This window comes from Streptomyces sp. NPDC031379 (genome assembly GCF_055569615.1).
This window is the reverse complement of sequence record NZ_JBVIIT010000034.1, coordinates 78,468-96,097: the sequence shown is the minus strand read 5'-3', so window position 1 is coordinate 96,097 and position 17,630 is coordinate 78,468. Positions and strand designations below refer to the sequence as shown.

Sequence of the window (17,630 nt, the reverse complement as noted above, 5' to 3'; positions counted from 1 at the left end):
ACGCCCGGTTACATTCCGAACCCGGAAGCTAAGCCTCACAGCGCCGATGGTACTGCAGGGGGGACCCTGTGGGAGAGTAGGACGCCGCCGAACAATTATTCAAAGGTCGGATCCTGAACTTCGGTTCAGGGTCCGGCCTTTTTTTGGTTCGCGTAACGTGTCGTTCACGTCCCGCGCCCAGCATCGCAGACATGGGAACTGCAGCCATGCTCAGTGCCGCCGGCGTCGGAGTCGGTGACGAGGTCGTCGTACCGGCCTTCGGGAACATCGAGGTCGCCGGGGCCGTGGCCCTGGCCGGTGCGCTCCCGGTGTTCGCCGACATAGACCCGCTGACCTACTGCCTCGATCCGGACGCGGTCGAGGCCGCCGTAACTCCACGCACGGCCGCGATCGTTGTCGTCCACCGCTTCGGACGGCGCGCGGACATCGGGCGGTTGCACACGCTCGGGCAACGGCATGGACTGCTGGTGCTGGAACAGGGCGAGTCCGAGGCGCCGTACGACGAGATAGCGCAGCGCAGGGAACGTGCCGCGTACCTCGACGCCAGACTCAAAGGCGTACGGACGCCGGACGGCGGTGACGGGCACACCTATCAGCAGTACGTCGTGCGGGTCCCGGGGAACGGCCGGCCGGACCGGGACGCCTTCGCCCGTGCCGTGCGGGCCAAGGGAGTTGAGTGCCGGGTGCCGGTGAAGACGCCTGTGCACCGGCTGCCGGAGTTCCGTCGACGTGTGTCGTTGCGGCAGACCGAGCTGGCAGCCGACGAGACACTCGCGCTCCCCGTGGACGCCTCGCTCACCAAGCGGGAGATGCAGCACATCGTGTCCGCCTGCAACGCACTCGGCGGACTGCTCCAGCCCGCCTTCTGAACGGCCCCCGAACGAATTTGGGAAGTCGGGCCTGTTCGAGGTACAGTTTCTTCGTCGCCGCGGGGGAAACCCCGAAAGTGACAGGCCCCTATAGCTCAGTCGGTAGAGCGTCTCCATGGTAAGGAGAAGGTCAACGGTTCGATTCCGTTTGGGGGCTCAGGCGCAAAAGGCCCCACCCTTCCGGGTGGGGCCTTTTCTCATGCCTCCGTGCCTCATGCCTCCGGGTGGATTCCGGGAACCCGCATCGCCAGAATCGCCATGTCGTCGGACGGTGCGTCCGACGCGAACCGTTCCACCGCGCGCATGATGCGCGCCGCCACGGCGCCCGCCGTGAGCCCCGTGCAGGTGGTGAGGACGTCGGCGAGGCCGTCGTCGCCCAGCATGCGCGTGCCCTCGCGGCGTTCGGTGACGCCGTCCGTGACACAGAGCAGCACGTCACCGGGGTCGAGCGTGACCGCCTCCTCGTACAACTCCAGGTCCTCGATGACGCCCAGCAGGGGCTGCGGTTCGGCCGCCGCCACCACTGTGCCGTCCTGGCGCAGGCGCAGCGGGAGCGGATGCCCGGCGCAGACGACCTTCAGGTCCGCGCTGCCGTCCGGCTGCGGGCGCAACTCGCCGTAGAGGAGGGTCAGGAAGCGACTGCGGTCGCCCTCGTCGAGGATCGCGGAGTTCAGGCGCTCCAGTACGGCCGGGCCGCTCAGGCCCTCGCGGGCCAGCAGGCGCAGGGCGTGCCGGGCCAGGCCGGTGACCGCCGCCGCGTTCGGGCCCGTACCGCAGACGTCGCCGATGGCGAAGCCGTACGCGCCCTCGCCGATGGGGAAGACGTCGTAGAAGTCGCCGCCGACCTCGTTGCCCTCGCCGGCCGCGCGGTAGATGACCTCGACCTCCACGCCTTCGATGTGCGGGGTGCCGGGTGGCAGGAGGCTGCGCTGGAGGGCCTGGCTGATGGCCGTGCGCTCCGAGTAGAGGCGGGCGTTGTCCAGGGCGAGGGCGGCCCGGCGGCTCAGATCCTCGGCGAGTTCCAGGATCTCCTGGCGGAAGTGCTCGTCGGTGGGCTTGCCGAGGGTCAGCATGCCGATGACGCGGTTGCGGGCCACGAGCGGCAGCACGACCGTCTCGCCGCCGACCGCGCCGGCCGTCGCCAGTGTCGGGCCGATGGCCGAGGCGATCTGGTGCGGGGGACCACCGGCCAGACCGAGGCTGCGCATCGAGGTGCGCAGGGCGGCCTGGTGGGCGACCTCGCCGGGGGCGGTCCAGACGCGGGCGCCGGGGGTCGGGACCGGGTCCGGCGGCGGGACCTTCGACAACAACGACTTGATGCCGTCGATGAGTTCCTCGTCCTCGTGCAGGACGTAGGAGAGGTACGGCTCGGAGGCCTGGTCGGCGATCGTGTACACCGCGCACCAGGTGGCCAGCGTCGGCACCGTCATCTGGGCCATCAGGGCCAGGGTCTGGTCCCGGTCCAGGGTGCCGGCCAGCAGGTCGGAGGCCTCGACCAGGAAGCTCAGGGAGCCGCGGCGCAGCCGCTCCAGCTCCCCCAGGCGGGCGGACTCGACGGCCAGGGCGATCCGGTCGGCGGCGAACTGCAGGCGCAGTGCCTCCTCGTTGGAGTACCGGCCGGGTGCCTCCGCCGCGACGCCGAGAGAGCCGGTGAGGCGGCCCTCGACCTTGAGCGGCACCGTGACGACCGAGCGCATGCCGGTGCCGCCCAGCAGGGGGACGGCGCCGGGTACGGCCAGCAGGTCGTCGTGGACGGCGGGCATGCGCGCGGAGCCGTAGCGGCCCGGGCCGGCTTCGACGGGGACGCGGGCGAAGCGCTGGCGGGCGGAGGGCAGGCCGGTGGAGGCGCGGACCTCCAGTTCCGTCTCGTCGTCGGTGGCGAGCAGCAGGAACGCGGAGTCGCCGTCGAGCATGTCGCGGGCGCGTTCCACCGTGCGCTGGAGCAGGCCGTCGAGGTCGTCGGGGGCGGGGGAGCCGATGAACACCTCGAAGGGGTCGGTGCTCTGCCCGTCGGCGGACTGGGTCTGGTCGGTGGCCGGCACGCGCGGCGGCGTCTGCAGGACGGCCCGCTCGTGGTCCCGTACCAGGAGGCAGACGGTGGAGGGCTCCCCGCCGGTGTCGCGGACCCTGAGGTGGGAGGCGTACACCTGGACGACCCGGCCGTCGGCGCCGCGGATGCCGTAGCTGCCCTCCCAGCGCGAGAGCTGGAGCGCCTCGGCGACGCCGGTGCTGGTGCCCGGGGTGTGCGGCCAGGCCGCGAGTTCGGTGAGGGGTTTGCCGATGGCCTCGGCCGCGGGGTAGCCGAAGATGTCCTCGGCGTCCTCGTTCCAGGCGCTGAGGGCGCCCTTCCGGTCGACCTGGAGGACCGCGACGCGGACCCGGCTGTCGGCCAGCGGGAGGAGGTCGGCGGGGAGGGACGGGCCGGCCGTGCGGGTACCGACCGCGCGTTCGGGCAGATTGAGCTGGAACCAGACGTTTTTGTGGGTCGGCGTGTAGTCCACGCCCCAGCGGGTGGCGAGGGCCGCGCACAGTTGCAGGCCGCGGCCGCCTTCCCGGTCGGGGCTGCCCATGGTGGCGGCGGCGTTCTGGAGGGGTACCTCGCGCTCCGGGTAGCGGTCGGAGACCTCGATGCGCACGCCGTCCTCGGTGCGCAGGCACAGCACCTCCGCGTGCGTGCCCGCGTGGACGACCGCGTTGGTCACCAGCTCGCTGGTGAGGACGACCGCGTCGTCCACGATGTCGGCGAAGCCCCAGCCCTGGAGGGTGTCGCGGACGAAGGAGCGGGCGGTCGCGACCGACCGCCCCACGGGCTCGAAGCTGGCGGCCGCGCGCGCGGTGATCACAAAACTCCTCGGCCGGTTGTCGACGTGCAGGTCTGCGGGGCCGGCCGGCTCGCGACGCTGCTGCGGCATCGGCTCACCCGTCGGCTGTGGCTCCGGGGGCTGTCCCCCGGGGATCACTCCGGTGGTCATGGTCTGCGGCCGCCCCTCCGATGCCCGCTCGTGCTCGTGCCACCGCCCAGGCCGGTCGGGACCGGTGCGGCTGGACAGCCGCATGCAAGGTTACTTACCTTCGCCGTCCGATCGGATGCCGGTCGCCGGTGTTTACCCCCCATGGTGTGCGGACGATGTGCGAAGCTGCCGAACTGTTATGGCCTGGTTCGGCCGGGGTGAAACACTGGGCAAGCTTCTGATGAAGGTCGGGTCTGCCTGCGTGTGTTCCGTGCACGGTGGGCAGCAGCCCCTGGTGTGGCCGGATCTCGTCTGGCAGAAATACGCAGCAGTAACCGGTACGCGGAAGTAACCGGTATGCCGATGATCGGCACACCGGGTCCGAAGCGGCCGAGCACAGCAGTGACGGTCTACCCCTCCGGGAGGGACACAGTGGAGTCTGGCGCGGCGACGCGGGGCACGAAGACGCGCGCGAAGGGCGGACCGTCCCTGGGCAGGAGCGGCGGCACCACCGCCGTGGACACAGCTGCCCTGAACCGGCTGCTGACCGCTCTCGTGGCGATGCGTGACGGGAACTTCCGCAAGCGGCTCACGGTGTCCGGGGACGGCGTGATGTCGGAGATCGCGGCCGTCTTCAACGAGGTGGCCGACCGCAATCTGCATCTGACCGGTGAGCTGTCCCGGGTGCGGCGCATGGTCGGACGTGAGGGAAAGCTCACGGAGCGGCTGGAGACGGGGGCCTGCGAGGGCTCCTGGGCGGCCGCCGTCGACAACTCCAACGCGCTGGTGGACGATCTCGTCTGGCCGGTGTCGGAGGTCAGCCGGGTCCTCACGGCGGTCGCCGACGGTGATCTGTCGCCGCGTATGGAGCTGCGGACGCAGGCCCCGGACGGTGGGACCGGGCATCCGCTGCGTGGTGAGTTCCTGAAGGTCGGCCGCACCGTCAACAACCTCGTCGACCAGTTGTCGACGTTCACGGACGAGGTCACGCGCGTGGCCAGCGAGGTGGGTACCGAGGGCAAGCTCGGCGGCCAGGCCCAGGTGCGCGGTATGTCGGGTTCGTGGAAGGACCTGACCGACTCCGTCAACACCATGGCGTACCGGCTGACGGCCCAGGTGCGCGACATCGCCCTGGTGACCACGGCGGTCGCCAAGGGTGACCTGTCACGCAAGGTGACCGTGCACGTCGCCGGCGAGATGCTGGAGCTGAAGAACACCGTCAACACGATGGTGGACCAGCTGTCGTCGTTCTCCTCCGAGGTGACGCGGGTGGCCCGGGAGGTGGGCACGGAGGGCATCCTGGGCGGCCAGGCGCGGGTGCCCGGGGTGGCCGGTGTGTGGAAGGAGCTGACCGACTCCGTCAACACGATGGCCGGCAACCTGACCGCTCAGGTGCGCGGTATCTCGCAGGTCACGACGGCGGTCGCCAACGGTGACCTGTCGCAGAAGGTGACGGTTCCGGCGCGCGGCGAGGTGGCGCAGCTCGCCGAGACGATCAACCAGATGACCGAGACGCTGCGGATCTTCGCCGACGAGGTCACGCGGGTGGCGAACGAGGTCGGTGCGGAGGGGCGGCTCGGCGGGCAGGCGAACGTTCCGGGCGCGGCCGGTACGTGGAAGGACCTGACGGACTCGGTCAACACGGTCTTCCGGAACCTGACCACGCAGGTGCGCGACATCGCCGCGGTGACGACCGCGGTGGCCAGCGGTGACCTGTCGCAGAAGGTCACCGTGGACGTGGCCGGCGAGATGCTGGAGCTGAAGAACACCGTCAACGGCATGGTGGACCAGCTGTCGGCGTTCGGTGCCGAGGTGACGCGGGTCGCGCGGGAGATCGGTGTCGAGGGTGAGCTGGGCGGCCAGGCGCAGGTGCCGGGTGCGGCCGGTACGTGGAAGGACCTGACGGACTCCGTCAACACGGCGTTCCGCAACCTCACCGGGCAGGTGCGCAACATCGCCCAGGTGACCACGGCGGTGGCCAACGGCGACCTCTCCCAGAAGGTCACCGTCGATGTCTCCGGTGAGATGCTCCAGCTGAAGAACACCGTGAACCGCATGGTGGACCAGCTGTCGAGCTTCGCCGACCAGGTGACGCGGATGGCGCGGGACGTGGGCACGGAGGGCCGGCTGGGCGGTCAGGCCCGGGTGGACGGCGTGTCGGGCACCTGGAAGGAGCTGACGGACTCCGTCAACTTCATGGCCGGCAACCTGACCTCGCAGGTGCGGCAGATCGCCCAGGTGACGACGGCGGTGGCACGCGGTGACCTGTCGCAGAAGATCGACGTCGACGCGCGCGGCGAGATCCTCGAGCTGAAGAACACCATCAACACGATGGTCGACCAGCTGTCCGCCTTCGCCGACCAGGTGACCCGGGTGGCCCGGGACGTGGGTACCGAGGGCCGTCTCGGCGGGCAGGCGCAGGTGCCCGGGGTCGCCGGTGTGTGGCGGGATCTCACCGATTCCGTGAACGGCATGGCCGGCAACCTCACCGCCCAGGTGCGCAACATCGCCCAGGTCGCCACCGCCGTGGCCCGCGGTGACCTCTCCCAGAAGATCACCGTGGACGCGCGCGGGGAGATCCTGGAGCTGAAGAACACCCTGAACACGATGGTCGACCAGCTGTCGTCGTTCGCCCAGGAGGTCACGCGGGTGGCCCGTGAGGTGGGCACGGAGGGCATGCTCGGCGGCCAGGCCGAGGTCCAGGGCGTCTCCGGCACCTGGAAGGACCTCACGCAGTCCGTGAACTTCATGGCGAACAACCTGACGATCCAGGTGCGCAACATCGCCGAGGTCACGACCGCGGTCGCCAAGGGCGACCTGTCCAAGAAGATCACCGTGGACGCCAAGGGCGAGATCCTCGAACTCGTCACGACGGTCAACACGATGGTGGACCAGCTGTCCAGCTTCGCCGAGCAGGTGACCCGGGTGGCCCGTGAGGTGGGTACCGAGGGCATCCTGGGCGGCCAGGCGCACGTGCCGGGCGTCACCGGTATCTGGAAGGACCTCAGCAACAACGTCAACCTGATGGCCAACAACCTGACCATGCAGGTGCGGAACATCTCCCAGGTGGCCGCGGCCGTCGCCAACGGTGACCTGACGCGGCAGGTGACGATCGAGGCGAGCGGTGAGGTCGCGCAGCTCGCCGACACCATCAACACCATGGTGAAGACGCTGAGTTCGTTCGCGGACCAGGTCACCAAGGTGGCCCGTGAGGTGGGCACGGACGGCATCCTCGGCGGCCAGGCGCACGTACCGGGCGTGGCCGGCACCTGGAAGGACCTCACCGAGTCCGTGAACCAGATGGCGTCCAACCTGACGGGTCAGGTGCGCAACATCGCCATGGTCACCACGGCCATCGCCAAGGGTGATCTGACCAAGAAGATCGACATTGACGCGCGCGGCGAGATCCTCGAGCTGAAGACGACGATCAACACGATGGTCGACCAGCTGTCCAGCTTCGCCGAGGAGGTCACGAGGGTGGCCCGCGAGGTGGGCACCGAGGGGCAGCTCGGCGGTCAGGCACGCGTGCGTGACGTCGACGGCACCTGGCGGGACCTGACCGAGTCGGTGAACGAGATGGCCGGGAACCTGACCCGGCAGGTGCGTGCCATCGCGCGCGTGGCGACCGCGGTGACCCGCGGCGACCTGAACCTGAAGATCGACGTGGACGCGTCCGGCGAGATCCAGGAACTGCAGGACTACATCAACAAGATGATCGCCAACCTGCGCGACACGACCATCGCCAACAAGGAGCAGGACTGGCTCAAGGGCAACCTCGCCCGTATCTCCGCGCTCATGCAGGGACGCCGTGACCTGGAGGACGTGGCCTCGCTGATCATGAGCGAGCTGACGCCGGTGGTGTCCGCGCAGCACGGCGCGTTCTTCCTGGCGATGCCGCTCATGGAGGGCAAGGACGTGGTCGGCGGCGAGGACGACTACGAACTGCGCATGCTGGGGTCGTACGGCTACTCGATGGGGTCCATGCCGACGTCGTTCCGGCCGGGTGAGGCGCTGATCGGCACGGCAGCCGAGGAGAAGCGGACGATCCTGGTGGACAACGCGCCCAGTGGCTATCTGAAGATCTCCTCCGGGCTCGGCGAGGCCCCGCCCGCGCAGGTGATCGTGCTGCCGGTGCTGTTCGAGGGCAAGGTGCTCGGGGTGATCGAGCTGGCCTCGTTCACGCCGTTCACGCAGATCCAGAAGGACTTCCTCAACCAGATCGCCGAGATGATCGCGACCAGCGTCAACACCATCTCGGTCAACACCAAGACCGAGCAGCTGCTGAAGCAGTCGCAGGAGCTGACCGAGCAACTGCGCGAACGCTCGGCCGAGTTGGAGAACCGGCAGAAGGCGCTGCAGGCCTCCAACGCCGAACTGGAGGAGAAGGCCGAGCTGCTGGCCCGGCAGAACCGTGACATCGAGGTGAAGAACACCGAGATCGAGGAGGCCCGGCAGGTCCTGGAGGAGCGTGCCGAGCAGCTCGCGGTGTCGATGCGCTACAAGAGCGAGTTCCTCGCGAACATGTCGCACGAGCTGCGCACCCCGCTCAACTCGCTGCTGATTCTGGCCAAGCTGCTCGCCGACAACGCCGAGGGCAACCTGTCGCCGAAGCAGGTGGAGTTCGCGGAGACCATTCACGGCGCCGGCTCCGACCTGCTGCAGCTGATCAACGACATCCTGGACCTGTCCAAGGTCGAGGCGGGCAAGATGGACGTCTCCCCGACGCGCATCGCGCTCGTCCAGCTCGTGGACTACGTGGAGGCCACCTTCCGGCCGCTGACCGCCGAGAAGGGCCTGGATCTGTCCGTACGGGTCTCCCCGGAGCTGCCGGCGACCCTGCACACCGACGAGCAGCGGCTGCTGCAGGTGCTGCGCAACCTGTTGTCCAACGCGGTGAAGTTCACCGACTCCGGGTCGGTGGAGCTGGTGATCCGGCCGGCCGGGGCGAATGTGCCGCAGACCATCCGGGAGCAGCTGCTGGAGGCCGGGGCGCTGACCGACCCGGACGGTGAGCTGATCGCGTTCTCGGTCACGGACACCGGCATCGGTATCGCGGCCAGCAAGATGCGGGTGATCTTCGAGGCGTTCAAGCAGGCGGACGGCACGACCAGCCGTAAGTACGGCGGTACCGGCCTCGGGCTCTCGATCTCGCGGGAGATCGCGCAGCTGCTCGGCGGAGAGATCCACGCGCAGAGCGAACCGGGCCGCGGCTCGACGTTCACGCTGTACCTGCCGCTGCACCCGAGCGAGCTGCCGCCGCAGGGCTATCAGCAGTCCGTGCCCCCGCTGGAGGCCGGTGAGCTGCTCGCCTCGGAGGCGGAGCAGTCCTTGGAGCTGTCCGCGGTGGAGATCGAGACGCCGGCCGAGGTGAAGTCGTACCGCGAGACGCAGAACGGTCCCGCGGCGCTGTTCCGGCGCCGCCGCCGGACGCTGCCGCGGGGCGATCAGCGGTCCGAGCAGTGGACGGCGGTGCCCGAGCAGGAGAGCACGCCGCAGCCGGCCCGGTCGGTGCGGTTCGGCGGCGAGAAGGTGCTGATCGTCGACGACGACATCCGGAACGTGTTCGCGCTCACCAGCGTCCTGGAGCAGCACGGGCTGTCGGTGCTGTACGCCGAGAACGGCCGCGAGGGCATCGAGGTGCTGGAGCAGCACGACGACGTGGCGGTCGTCCTGATGGACATCATGATGCCGGAGATGGACGGGTACGCGACGACCACGGCGATCCGCAGGATGCCGCAGTTCGCCGGCCTGCCGATCATCGCGCTGACCGCCAAGGCGATGAAGGGCGACCGGGAGAAGGCGATCGAGTCGGGCGCCTCCGACTACGTCACCAAGCCGGTCGACCCCGACCACCTGCTGGCGGTGATGCGGCAGTGGATGGGCGCGCAGTGACCGTGCCGGCCGGGCCGGACAGGAACGCGGCGGGAACCTTCGGCGTTCCCGGGGAGTTGTCGGATCATGGGCTCCGCGGACGTGTGGGAATCCTGGATTCCGGGAACCATCCGGGCTCCCGCCGCGTTTTCGTTGCGTGCACAGTGACATCGCGGTGACAGGGTGTGGCGACAGGCGGGGTGCGGCTACGATGACCGGCACAAGGACGGGCGGCGAAACGGAGTCGTCCCCTGGGGCGGCGCCCGGTGTACCGCCGGGGCGAGGAGGGCGGGCCATGGTGCAGAAGGCCAAGATCCTCCTGGTCGATGACCGGCCGGAGAATCTGCTGGCGCTGGAGGCCATCCTCTCTGCGCTCGATCAGACGCTGGTACGGGCATCGTCCGGGGAGGAAGCGCTCAAAGCACTGCTCACGGACGATTTCGCGGTCATTCTGCTGGATGTCCAGATGCCGGGCATGGACGGTTTCGAGACCGCCGCGCACATCAAGCGGCGCGAGCGGACCCGGGACATCCCGATCATCTTCCTCACGGCGATCAACCACGGCCCGCACCACACCTTCCGGGGCTACGCGGCGGGCGCGGTGGACTACATCTCGAAGCCGTTCGACCCGTGGGTGCTGCGCGCGAAGGTCTCGGTCTTCGTCGAGCTGTACATGAAGAACTGTCAGCTGCGCGAGCAGGCAGCGCTGCTGCGGCTGCAGTTGGAGGGCGGCGGCAAGAACGCGGTCGGCGGCAAGGAGTCCGCAGGGCTGCTCGCCGAGCTGTCCGCGCGGCTCGCGGCCGTGGAGGAGCAGGCCGAGGCGCTGTCCAAGCAGCTGGACGACGACTCGGCGGACGCGGCCGCGGTCGCCACGGCGGCCCATCTGGAGCGCAAACTCACCGGGTTGCGCCGCGCACTCGACGCCCTGGAGCCGGGCGCGGGTGCCGGAGGTGCCTCCGTGCCGGCGCAGAACTGACGCGGGCGCGGATCGCCTTGCCTGTGAGCGTGCGTCAGTTCCGTGCCTCGGCAAGGGCGACACGAACGGGTGAAGCAGTGGGCACACGTGTCCGCTGCCGTCTCCCCCGGTAATCTCACCTCCATGGCCTCACGTCCCTCCGCAGCCAAGAAGCCGCCCGCGAAGAAGGCGGCCGCTCCCGCGAAGGCTCCGGCGAAGAAGGCCGCAGCGAAGAAGGCCCCGGCCAAGAAGGCGCCCGCGAAGAAGGCGGCGAAGAAGTCCGCGCCGCCGAAGCCGGCCCCCAGCCCCACGGGGGGCGTGTACCGGCTCGTGCGCGCCGTCTGGCTCGGCCTCGCGCATGCCGTCGGTGCGGTCTTCCGCGGCATAGGGCAGGGCGCGAAGAACCTGGACCCGGCTCACCGCAAGGACGGCGTGGCGCTGCTGCTGTTCGGCCTCGCGCTGATCGTCGCCGCCGGCACCTGGGCCGACCTGAAGGGGCCGGTCGGCGACCTGGTGGAGATCCTGGTGACCGGTGCCTTCGGCCGGCTCGACCTGCTGGTGCCGATACTGCTCGGGGTGATCGCCGTACGGTTCGTCCGGCACCCCGAGCAGCCCGAGGCCAACGGCCGGATCGTGATCGGGCTGTCCGCGCTCGTCATCGGTGTGCTCGGGCAGGTCCACATCGCCTGCGGCTCGCCCGCCCGCAGCGCCGGCATGCAGGCGATAAGGGACGCCGGCGGCCTCATCGGCTGGGCGGCGGCGACCCCGCTGACGTACACGATGACCGACGTGCTCGCCGTACCCCTGCTGGTGCTGCTGACGATCTTCGGGCTGCTCGTGGTGACCGCCACCCCGGTCAACGCCATCCCGCAGCGGCTGCGCGCCCTCGGTGTGAGCCTGGGGGTGCTGCGCGACCCCGAGGAGGCGGAACTCACCGAGGTCGACGAGCGCTACGCCGAGCAGTGGCGCGAGGCGCTGCCCGCGCGCCCCCGTAAGCGCTCGAGCGCCCCTCAGGCGCACGACCACGACAGCGCCGAGGAGGAGGCCCTCTCGCAGCGCCGTGGCCGCCCCAGGCGCTCCGCGGTGCCCCAGCCGGACCCGCAGCGGCAGATGGACGCCGTGGACGTGGCCGCGGCCGCCGCTGCCGCACTCGACGGCGCCGTCCTGCACGGCATGCCGCCGTCCCCGCTCGTCGCCGACCTCACCCAGGGCGTCAGCGTCGGCGACCGCGAGGACACCACCCCGGTGCCCACGCCCACGCCGGCCCGCACGCCCTCGCCGGCCCGCACGCCCTCGCCGGTCCCGGCCGCGCGGCCCGAACAGGGGAAGAACACCTCCGGGACCGTCCCGGACCTCACCAAGAAGGCCCCCGAGCAGCCCCGCGACCTGCCCCCGCGTGCGGAGCAGCTCCAGCTCTCCGGTGACATCACCTACGCGCTGCCCTCCCTGGACCTGCTGACCCGCGGCGGCCCCGGCAAGGCGCGCAGCGCCGCCAACGACGCCGTCGTCGCCTCGCTCACCCAGGTCTTCAGCGAGTTCAAGGTCGACGCGGCCGTCACGGGCTTCACCCGTGGTCCGACGGTCACCCGCTACGAGGTCGAACTCGGCCCCGCCGTGAAGGTCGAGCGGATCACCGCGCTGACCAAGAACATCGCGTACGCGGTCGCCAGCCCCGACGTGCGGATCATCAGCCCCATCCCCGGCAAGTCCGCGGTGGGCATCGAGATCCCGAACACCGACCGGGAGATGGTCAACCTCGGCGACGTGCTGCGCCTCGCGGAGTCCGCCGAGGACGACGACCCGATGCTGGTCGCCTTCGGCAAGGACGTCGAGGGCGGGTACGTGATGCACTCGCTGGCGAAGATGCCGCACATGCTGGTCGCCGGTGCCACCGGCTCCGGCAAGTCCTCCTGCATCAACTGCCTGATCACCTCGGTCATGATGCGGGCGACCCCGGAGGACGTCCGGATGATCCTGGTCGACCCCAAGCGCGTCGAGCTGACCGCCTACGAGGGCATCCCGCACCTGATCACGCCGATCATCACCAACCCCAAGCGGGCCGCCGAGGCGCTGCAGTGGGTCGTACGCGAGATGGACCTGCGCTACGACGACCTCGCGGCGTACGGCTACCGGCACATCGACGACTTCAACCGCGCGGTGCGCGAGGGCAAGGTCAAGCCGCCCGAGGGCAGCGAGCGGGAGCTGCAGCCGTACCCGTATCTGCTGGTGATCGTGGACGAGCTGGCCGACCTGATGATGGTCGCCCCGCGTGACGTCGAGGACGCGATCGTGCGGATCACGCAGCTCGCGCGCGCGGCCGGCATCCACCTGGTGCTGGCCACCCAGCGACCGTCGGTCGACGTGGTCACCGGTCTGATCAAGGCCAACGTGCCCTCGCGGCTGGCCTTCGCCACCTCCTCGCTGGCCGACTCCCGGGTCATCCTCGACCAGCCCGGCGCCGAGAAGCTGATCGGCAAGGGCGACGGCCTGTTCCTGCCGATGGGCGCGAACAAGCCGACCCGTATGCAGGGCGCGTTCGTGACCGAAGAGGAGGTCGCGGTCGTCGTCCAGCACTGCAAGGACCAGATGGCGCCGGTCTTCCGGGACGACGTCACCGTGGGCACCAAGCAGAAGAAGGAGATCGACGAGGACATCGGCGACGACCTCGACCTGCTGTGCCAGGCGGCCGAGCTGGTCGTCTCCACCCAGTTCGGGTCGACGTCGATGCTCCAGCGCAAGCTGCGCGTGGGCTTCGCCAAGGCCGGCCGGCTCATGGACCTCATGGAGTCCCGCAACATCGTGGGACCGAGCGAGGGTTCCAAGGCGCGTGACGTTCTCGTGAAGCCCGATGACCTGGACGGCGTACTCGCGCTCATCCGCGGGGAGTCTGAGGGGTAACGCGAGGGGCTGTTCGGCGGAGCAGGGTTACGCCGGGCGGCGGGATCGTCGTGATCCACCCGTTAGAGAACGGCGAGCAACCGTTTCCCGTTGTGGTACGTCCAGTTGAGCGAAGGGACAGGTAGGCGCCTCATCATGCGGGTACGTGCTTGTCCAGTCGTCGGGATGTCGGGCCATTCCGATGGCGTACAAAGTACGACCGCCCGGTTGCCCCACCCTTTCGTACCCCCCCTAGACTGAGCTTCCAGCACAGGTGGCTACACGCTCGAAAGGCGCCCCCGTGTCCCTCGGCAACTCCCCTGAAGACGAGCGTCCATTCCGAGACGAGTCCCAGGAAGCCCTTCCCTCCGTGGGTCGCGCCCTGCAGCAGGCGCGGATCGCGGCCAGGCTCACCGTGGACGAAGTCAGCAGCGCCACGCGTGTCCGCATCGCCATCGTGCACGCCATCGAGGCGGACGACTTCGCCCCCTGTGGCGGCGACGTGTACGCCCGTGGGCACATCCGCACGCTGGCCAGGGCCGTCCGTCTCGATCCCGAGCCGCTGATCGCCCAGTACGACGCCGAACACGGCGGTCGTCCCGCCCCCACCCCCGCCGCACCTCTGTTCGAGGCGGAGCGGATCCGTCCCGAGCGGCGCGGGCCGAACTGGACCGCGGCCATGGTCGCCGCGATCGTCGTCGTGATCGGCTTCGTCGGGTTCACCGCGTTCAAGGGGGGCAGCGGCGACAGTGACGCGAAGTCGCAGGTCGCCGACGGCGCCACTCCTGCGACGAGCAAGGCCGCCTCGCCCAAGCCCAAGAAGGAGAAGCCGGCCGCGCCGACCGGCGAGCCCACCGACAGCGCCATCGCCGCCGCTCCCCAGGACAAGGTCACGGTCCAGGTCAGCGCGGCGAACGGGCGCAGCTGGATCTCGGCCAAGGATCACAACGGCCGCATGCTCTTCGACGGGCTGCTGAAGAAGGGCCAGTCCAAGACCTTCCAGGACGGCTCCAAGATCAACTTGATCCTCGGTGACGCGGGTGCGATCCAGCTCTACGTGAACGGCAAGAAGATCGAGGACAATTTCCAGCCGGGTGCGGTGGAGCGCCTCACGTACACGAAGGGCGACCCCGAGGCCGGATGAGCGGCCCCGCGGGGGACGGATGTGACGGGGTCGGCCAAGATCGGCCAACCCCGTCGACGTGGGGTGTCGACGAGACAAAGTAGTCTTGAGCCCATGCCTGAACGCCGTACCGTCGCACTCGTCACTCTTGGCTGCGCCCGTAACGAGGTGGACTCCGAGGAGCTCGCAGGCCGTTTGGAGGCGGACGGCTGGCAGCTCGTCGAGGACGCCGCGGACGCCGACGTCGCCGTGGTCAACACCTGTGGCTTCGTCGAAGCCGCCAAGAAGGACTCCGTCGACGCCCTGCTGGAGGCCAACGACCTCAAGGATCATGGCAGAACCCAGGCCGTCGTGGCGGTGGGCTGCATGGCCGAGCGGTACGGCAAGGAACTGGCCGAGGCGCTGCCCGAGGCCGACGGCGTGCTCGGCTTCGACGACTACGCGGACATCTCCGACCGCCTGCAGACCATCCTGTCCGGTGGCATCCACGCCGCCCACACCCCGCGCGACCGCCGCAAGCTGCTGCCGATCAGCCCCGCCGAGCGGCAGGAGTCGGCCGCCTCCGTCGCACTGCCCGGCCACGGTCCCGCCGATCTCCCCGAGGGCGTGGCGCCCGCCTCCGGCCCGCGCGCGCCCCTGCGCCGGCGGCTGGACGGCTCCCCGGTCGCCTCGGTCAAGCTCGCCTCCGGCTGCGACCGGCGCTGCTCCTTCTGCGCCATCCCGTCCTTCCGCGGCTCCTTCATCTCCCGCCGCCCCAGCGACGTGCTGAACGAGACCCGCTGGCTGGCCGAGCAGGGCGTGAAGGAGATCATGCTGGTCTCCGAGAACAACACCTCCTACGGCAAGGACCTGGGCGACATCCGCCTGCTGGAGTCCCTGCTGCCGGAGCTGGCCGAGGTCGACGGCCTCGAGCGGGTGCGGGTGAGCTACCTGCAGCCGGCCGAGATGCGTCCCGGCCTGATCGACGTCCTGACCTCCACCCCGAAGGTCGTCCCCTACTTCGACCTGTCCTTCCAGCACTCCGCGCCGGACGTGCTGCGTGCCATGCGCCGCTTCGGCGACACCGACCGCTTCCTGGAGCTGCTCGACACGATCCGCTCCAAGGCCCCCGAGGCCGGCGTGCGCTCCAACTTCATCGTCGGCTTCCCCGGCGAGAGCGAGTCCGACCTGGCCGAGCTGGAGCGCTTCCTGAACGGCGCCCGCCTGGACGCCATCGGTGTCTTCGGCTACTCCGACGAGGAGGGCACGGAGGCGGCGACGTACGGCGACAAGCTGGACGAGGACGTCGTCGCCGAGCGCCTCGCCGGCATCTCCCGGCTGGCCGAGGAACTGGTCTCGCAGCGCGCCGAGGAACGCGTCGGTGAGACCGTGCACGTCCTGGTGGAGTCCGTGGACGACGAGGAGGGCGTCTACGGGCGTGCCGCGCACCAGGCGCCGGAGACGGACGGCCAGGTGCTGCTCACGAGCGGCGAGGGCCTGAGCGTCGGACGTATGGTCGAGGCGAAGGTGGTCGGTACGGAGGGTGTCGACCTGGTGGCCGAGCCGCTGGCCGGCTCGCTCGCGTGTAGTGAGGAGGCGGGCAGATGACCGGAGTCCCGGCATCCGCCGCGGGCGGCTCCTCCGGCGCCCAGGGCGCCCGGGGTTCCGCCGCCGCTGCCGACGGCGCTGCTCCCGAGGTCTCCGGTTCCGCTTCCGCTCCCGGCTCCGACGCGACGGCCGACGCGAAGCCCGCGCGCGGCGGGAAGATCGCGGCAGCCGCCGTCAACCAGGCGAGCGTGTGGAACGTCGCCAATCTGCTGACGATGCTCCGGCTCGTCCTGGTGCCCGGCTTCGTGGCGCTGATGCTGGCCGACGGCGGCTACGACCCGGCCTGGCGCTCGCTGGCCTGGGCGGCCTTCGCCGTCGCCATGATCACCGACCTGTTCGACGGGCATCTGGCGCGCACCTACAACCTGGTCACCGACTTCGGGAAGATCGCCGACCCCATCGCCGACAAGGCGATCATGGGGGCGGCGCTCATCTGTCTGTCCGCCCTGGGTGAGCTGCCGTGGTGGGTGACGGCGGTGATCCTCGGCCGGGAACTCGGCATCACGCTGCTGCGTTTTCTGGTCATTCGCTATGGCGTGATCCCCGCCAGCCGCGGTGGCAAGCTCAAGACACTCACCCAGGGCGTGGCCGTCGGGATGTACGTCCTGGCGCTGACGGGATGGCTCGCCACCCTGAGGTTCTGGGTGATGGCCGCGGCGGTCGTCCTGACCGTCGTCACCGGCCTCGACTACGTAAGACAAGCCATTGTGCTGCGCAGGCAGGGAATCGCCGAGCGTGCGGCAGCGTTGGAGGAGAAGGAAGCGTGAGTTCCGCGGCCATCGAACTGGTGCGACTACTGACCGTGAGGGGCGAGACCCTTGCCGTCGCCGAGTCGCTCACCGGTGGCCTGGTAGCGGCGGAGATCACCGCTGTGCCCGGAGCGTCCAAGGTGTTCCGGGGCTCGGTCACCGCCTACGCCACGGAACTCAAGCACGAGCTGCTGGGCGTCGACGCCGCCCTGCTGGCGCAGCGCGGAGCGGTGGATCCGCAGGTGGCGGGCCAGATGGCGGCCGGTGTGCGCAAGGCTCTGGGCGCCGACTGGGGCATCGCGACCACCGGAGTGGCCGGTCCCGAACCCCAGGACGGCCGGCGGGTCGGGACGGTTTTCGTGGCCGTCGACGGGCCGCTCGCCGCCCGATCCGGTTCTGCCGGTGGCGGAAAAGTCGAGGCCCTGCGGTTGAACGGCAGCCGTGCGGAAATTCGTATGGAGAGTGTACGGAGCGTACTCGCAGTGCTCCTGGAGCAGCTTGCGGGCGAACAGACTGGGAATGAGCGGGCACAGGATACGGAACGGAACGGGGGGTTTTGATGTTTGCAGCCCTGAGTGAACACGACATCGCTCCCCGCACGGCCGCGGCGCAAGGCGGTACGGTGGGGCGAGAAGGATGCGGCTACGC

9 protein-coding genes, 1 tRNA gene and 1 rRNA gene are annotated in these 17,630 nt (G+C 69.9%); 10 read left to right on the top strand and 1 reads right to left on the bottom strand.

Annotated features, from left to right (window positions below; genetic code table 11):
* The 3 genes from rrf to ACZ5CW_RS36810 form a co-directional block, all read left to right on the top strand.
* Window positions 1-93: ribosomal RNA gene (gene rrf, locus ACZ5CW_RS36820) — 5S ribosomal RNA — on the top strand; the annotation flags it as partial.
* Between the two features lie 113 nt (window positions 94-206).
* Window positions 207-869 carry a DegT/DnrJ/EryC1/StrS family aminotransferase gene (locus tag ACZ5CW_RS36815; RefSeq protein ID WP_468609370.1) on the top strand — a complete coding sequence of 221 codons (663 nt, stop codon included), beginning with the start codon at window positions 207-209 and terminating at the stop codon, window positions 867-869.
* 84 nt (window positions 870-953) lie between these two features.
* Window positions 954-1,026 (top strand) — tRNA-Thr (locus ACZ5CW_RS36810).
* A 55-nt stretch (window positions 1,027-1,081) separates the two neighbouring features.
* Here the strand turns inward: ACZ5CW_RS36810 and ACZ5CW_RS36805 are convergent.
* Complete coding sequence (locus ACZ5CW_RS36805; RefSeq protein ID WP_468609368.1) at window positions 1,082-3,841, bottom strand: SpoIIE family protein phosphatase; 2,760 nt, start codon at window positions 3,839-3,841, stop codon at window positions 1,082-1,084.
* Window positions 3,842-4,252: 411 nt separating this feature from the next.
* Here ACZ5CW_RS36805 and ACZ5CW_RS36800 point away from each other — a divergent pair, with 411 nt between their 5' ends.
* From ACZ5CW_RS36800 to ACZ5CW_RS36770, 7 genes are all read left to right on the top strand, one after another.
* Window positions 4,253-9,712: a HAMP domain-containing protein gene (locus tag ACZ5CW_RS36800; RefSeq protein WP_468609357.1), complete on the top strand. Its 5,460-nt coding sequence runs from the start codon at window positions 4,253-4,255 to the stop codon at window positions 9,710-9,712.
* Between the two features lie 274 nt (window positions 9,713-9,986).
* Window positions 9,987-10,667 carry a response regulator gene (locus ACZ5CW_RS36795; RefSeq protein ID WP_468609355.1) on the top strand — a complete coding sequence of 227 codons (681 nt, stop codon included), beginning with the start codon at window positions 9,987-9,989 and terminating at the stop codon, window positions 10,665-10,667.
* Between the two features lie 123 nt (window positions 10,668-10,790).
* Window positions 10,791-13,544 carry a DNA translocase FtsK gene (locus ACZ5CW_RS36790; protein WP_468609353.1) on the top strand — a complete coding sequence of 918 codons (2,754 nt, stop codon included), beginning with the start codon at window positions 10,791-10,793 and terminating at the stop codon, window positions 13,542-13,544.
* 280 nt (window positions 13,545-13,824) lie between these two features.
* The gene (locus ACZ5CW_RS36785; protein WP_468609351.1) at window positions 13,825-14,667 is read left to right on the top strand and encodes a helix-turn-helix domain-containing protein; all 843 of its coding nucleotides are present in this window, start codon (window positions 13,825-13,827) and stop codon (window positions 14,665-14,667) included.
* 93 nt (window positions 14,668-14,760) lie between these two features.
* Window positions 14,761-16,233, top strand: a complete 1,473-nt coding sequence (gene rimO / locus ACZ5CW_RS36780; RefSeq protein ID WP_468609349.1) for a 30S ribosomal protein S12 methylthiotransferase RimO — start codon at window positions 14,761-14,763, stop codon at window positions 16,231-16,233.
* Window positions 16,230-17,000, top strand: a complete 771-nt coding sequence (gene pgsA, locus ACZ5CW_RS36775) for a CDP-diacylglycerol--glycerol-3-phosphate 3-phosphatidyltransferase (protein ID WP_468609347.1) — start codon at window positions 16,230-16,232, stop codon at window positions 16,998-17,000. Before rimO ends, pgsA begins: the two co-directional genes overlap by 4 nt.
* Entirely contained in the window at window positions 16,997-17,542 is a 546-nt protein-coding gene (locus ACZ5CW_RS36770) for a CinA family protein (RefSeq protein WP_468609345.1), read from the top strand. The genes pgsA and ACZ5CW_RS36770 overlap by 4 nt, the downstream gene beginning before the upstream one ends.
* Window positions 17,543-17,630: the final 88 nt, after the last annotated feature.

What these genes read in the sequence shown, in the direction of transcription:
- ACZ5CW_RS36795 (WP_468609355.1), top strand. Translation starts at nt 9,987, where the DNA reads ATGGTGCAGAAGGCCAAGATCCTCCTGGTCGATGACCGGCCGGAGAAT.
- rimO (WP_468609349.1), top strand. Translation starts at nt 14,761, where the DNA reads ATGCCTGAACGCCGTACCGTCGCACTCGTCACTCTTGGCTGCGCCCGT.
- ACZ5CW_RS36815 (WP_468609370.1), top strand. Translation starts at nt 207, where the DNA reads ATGCTCAGTGCCGCCGGCGTCGGAGTCGGTGACGAGGTCGTCGTACCG.
- pgsA (WP_468609347.1), top strand. Translation starts at nt 16,230, where the DNA reads ATGACCGGAGTCCCGGCATCCGCCGCGGGCGGCTCCTCCGGCGCCCAG.
- ACZ5CW_RS36790 (WP_468609353.1), top strand. Translation starts at nt 10,791, where the DNA reads ATGGCCTCACGTCCCTCCGCAGCCAAGAAGCCGCCCGCGAAGAAGGCG.
- ACZ5CW_RS36805 (WP_468609368.1), bottom strand. Translation starts at nt 3,841, where the DNA reads ATGACCACCGGAGTGATCCCCGGGGGACAGCCCCCGGAGCCACAGCCG.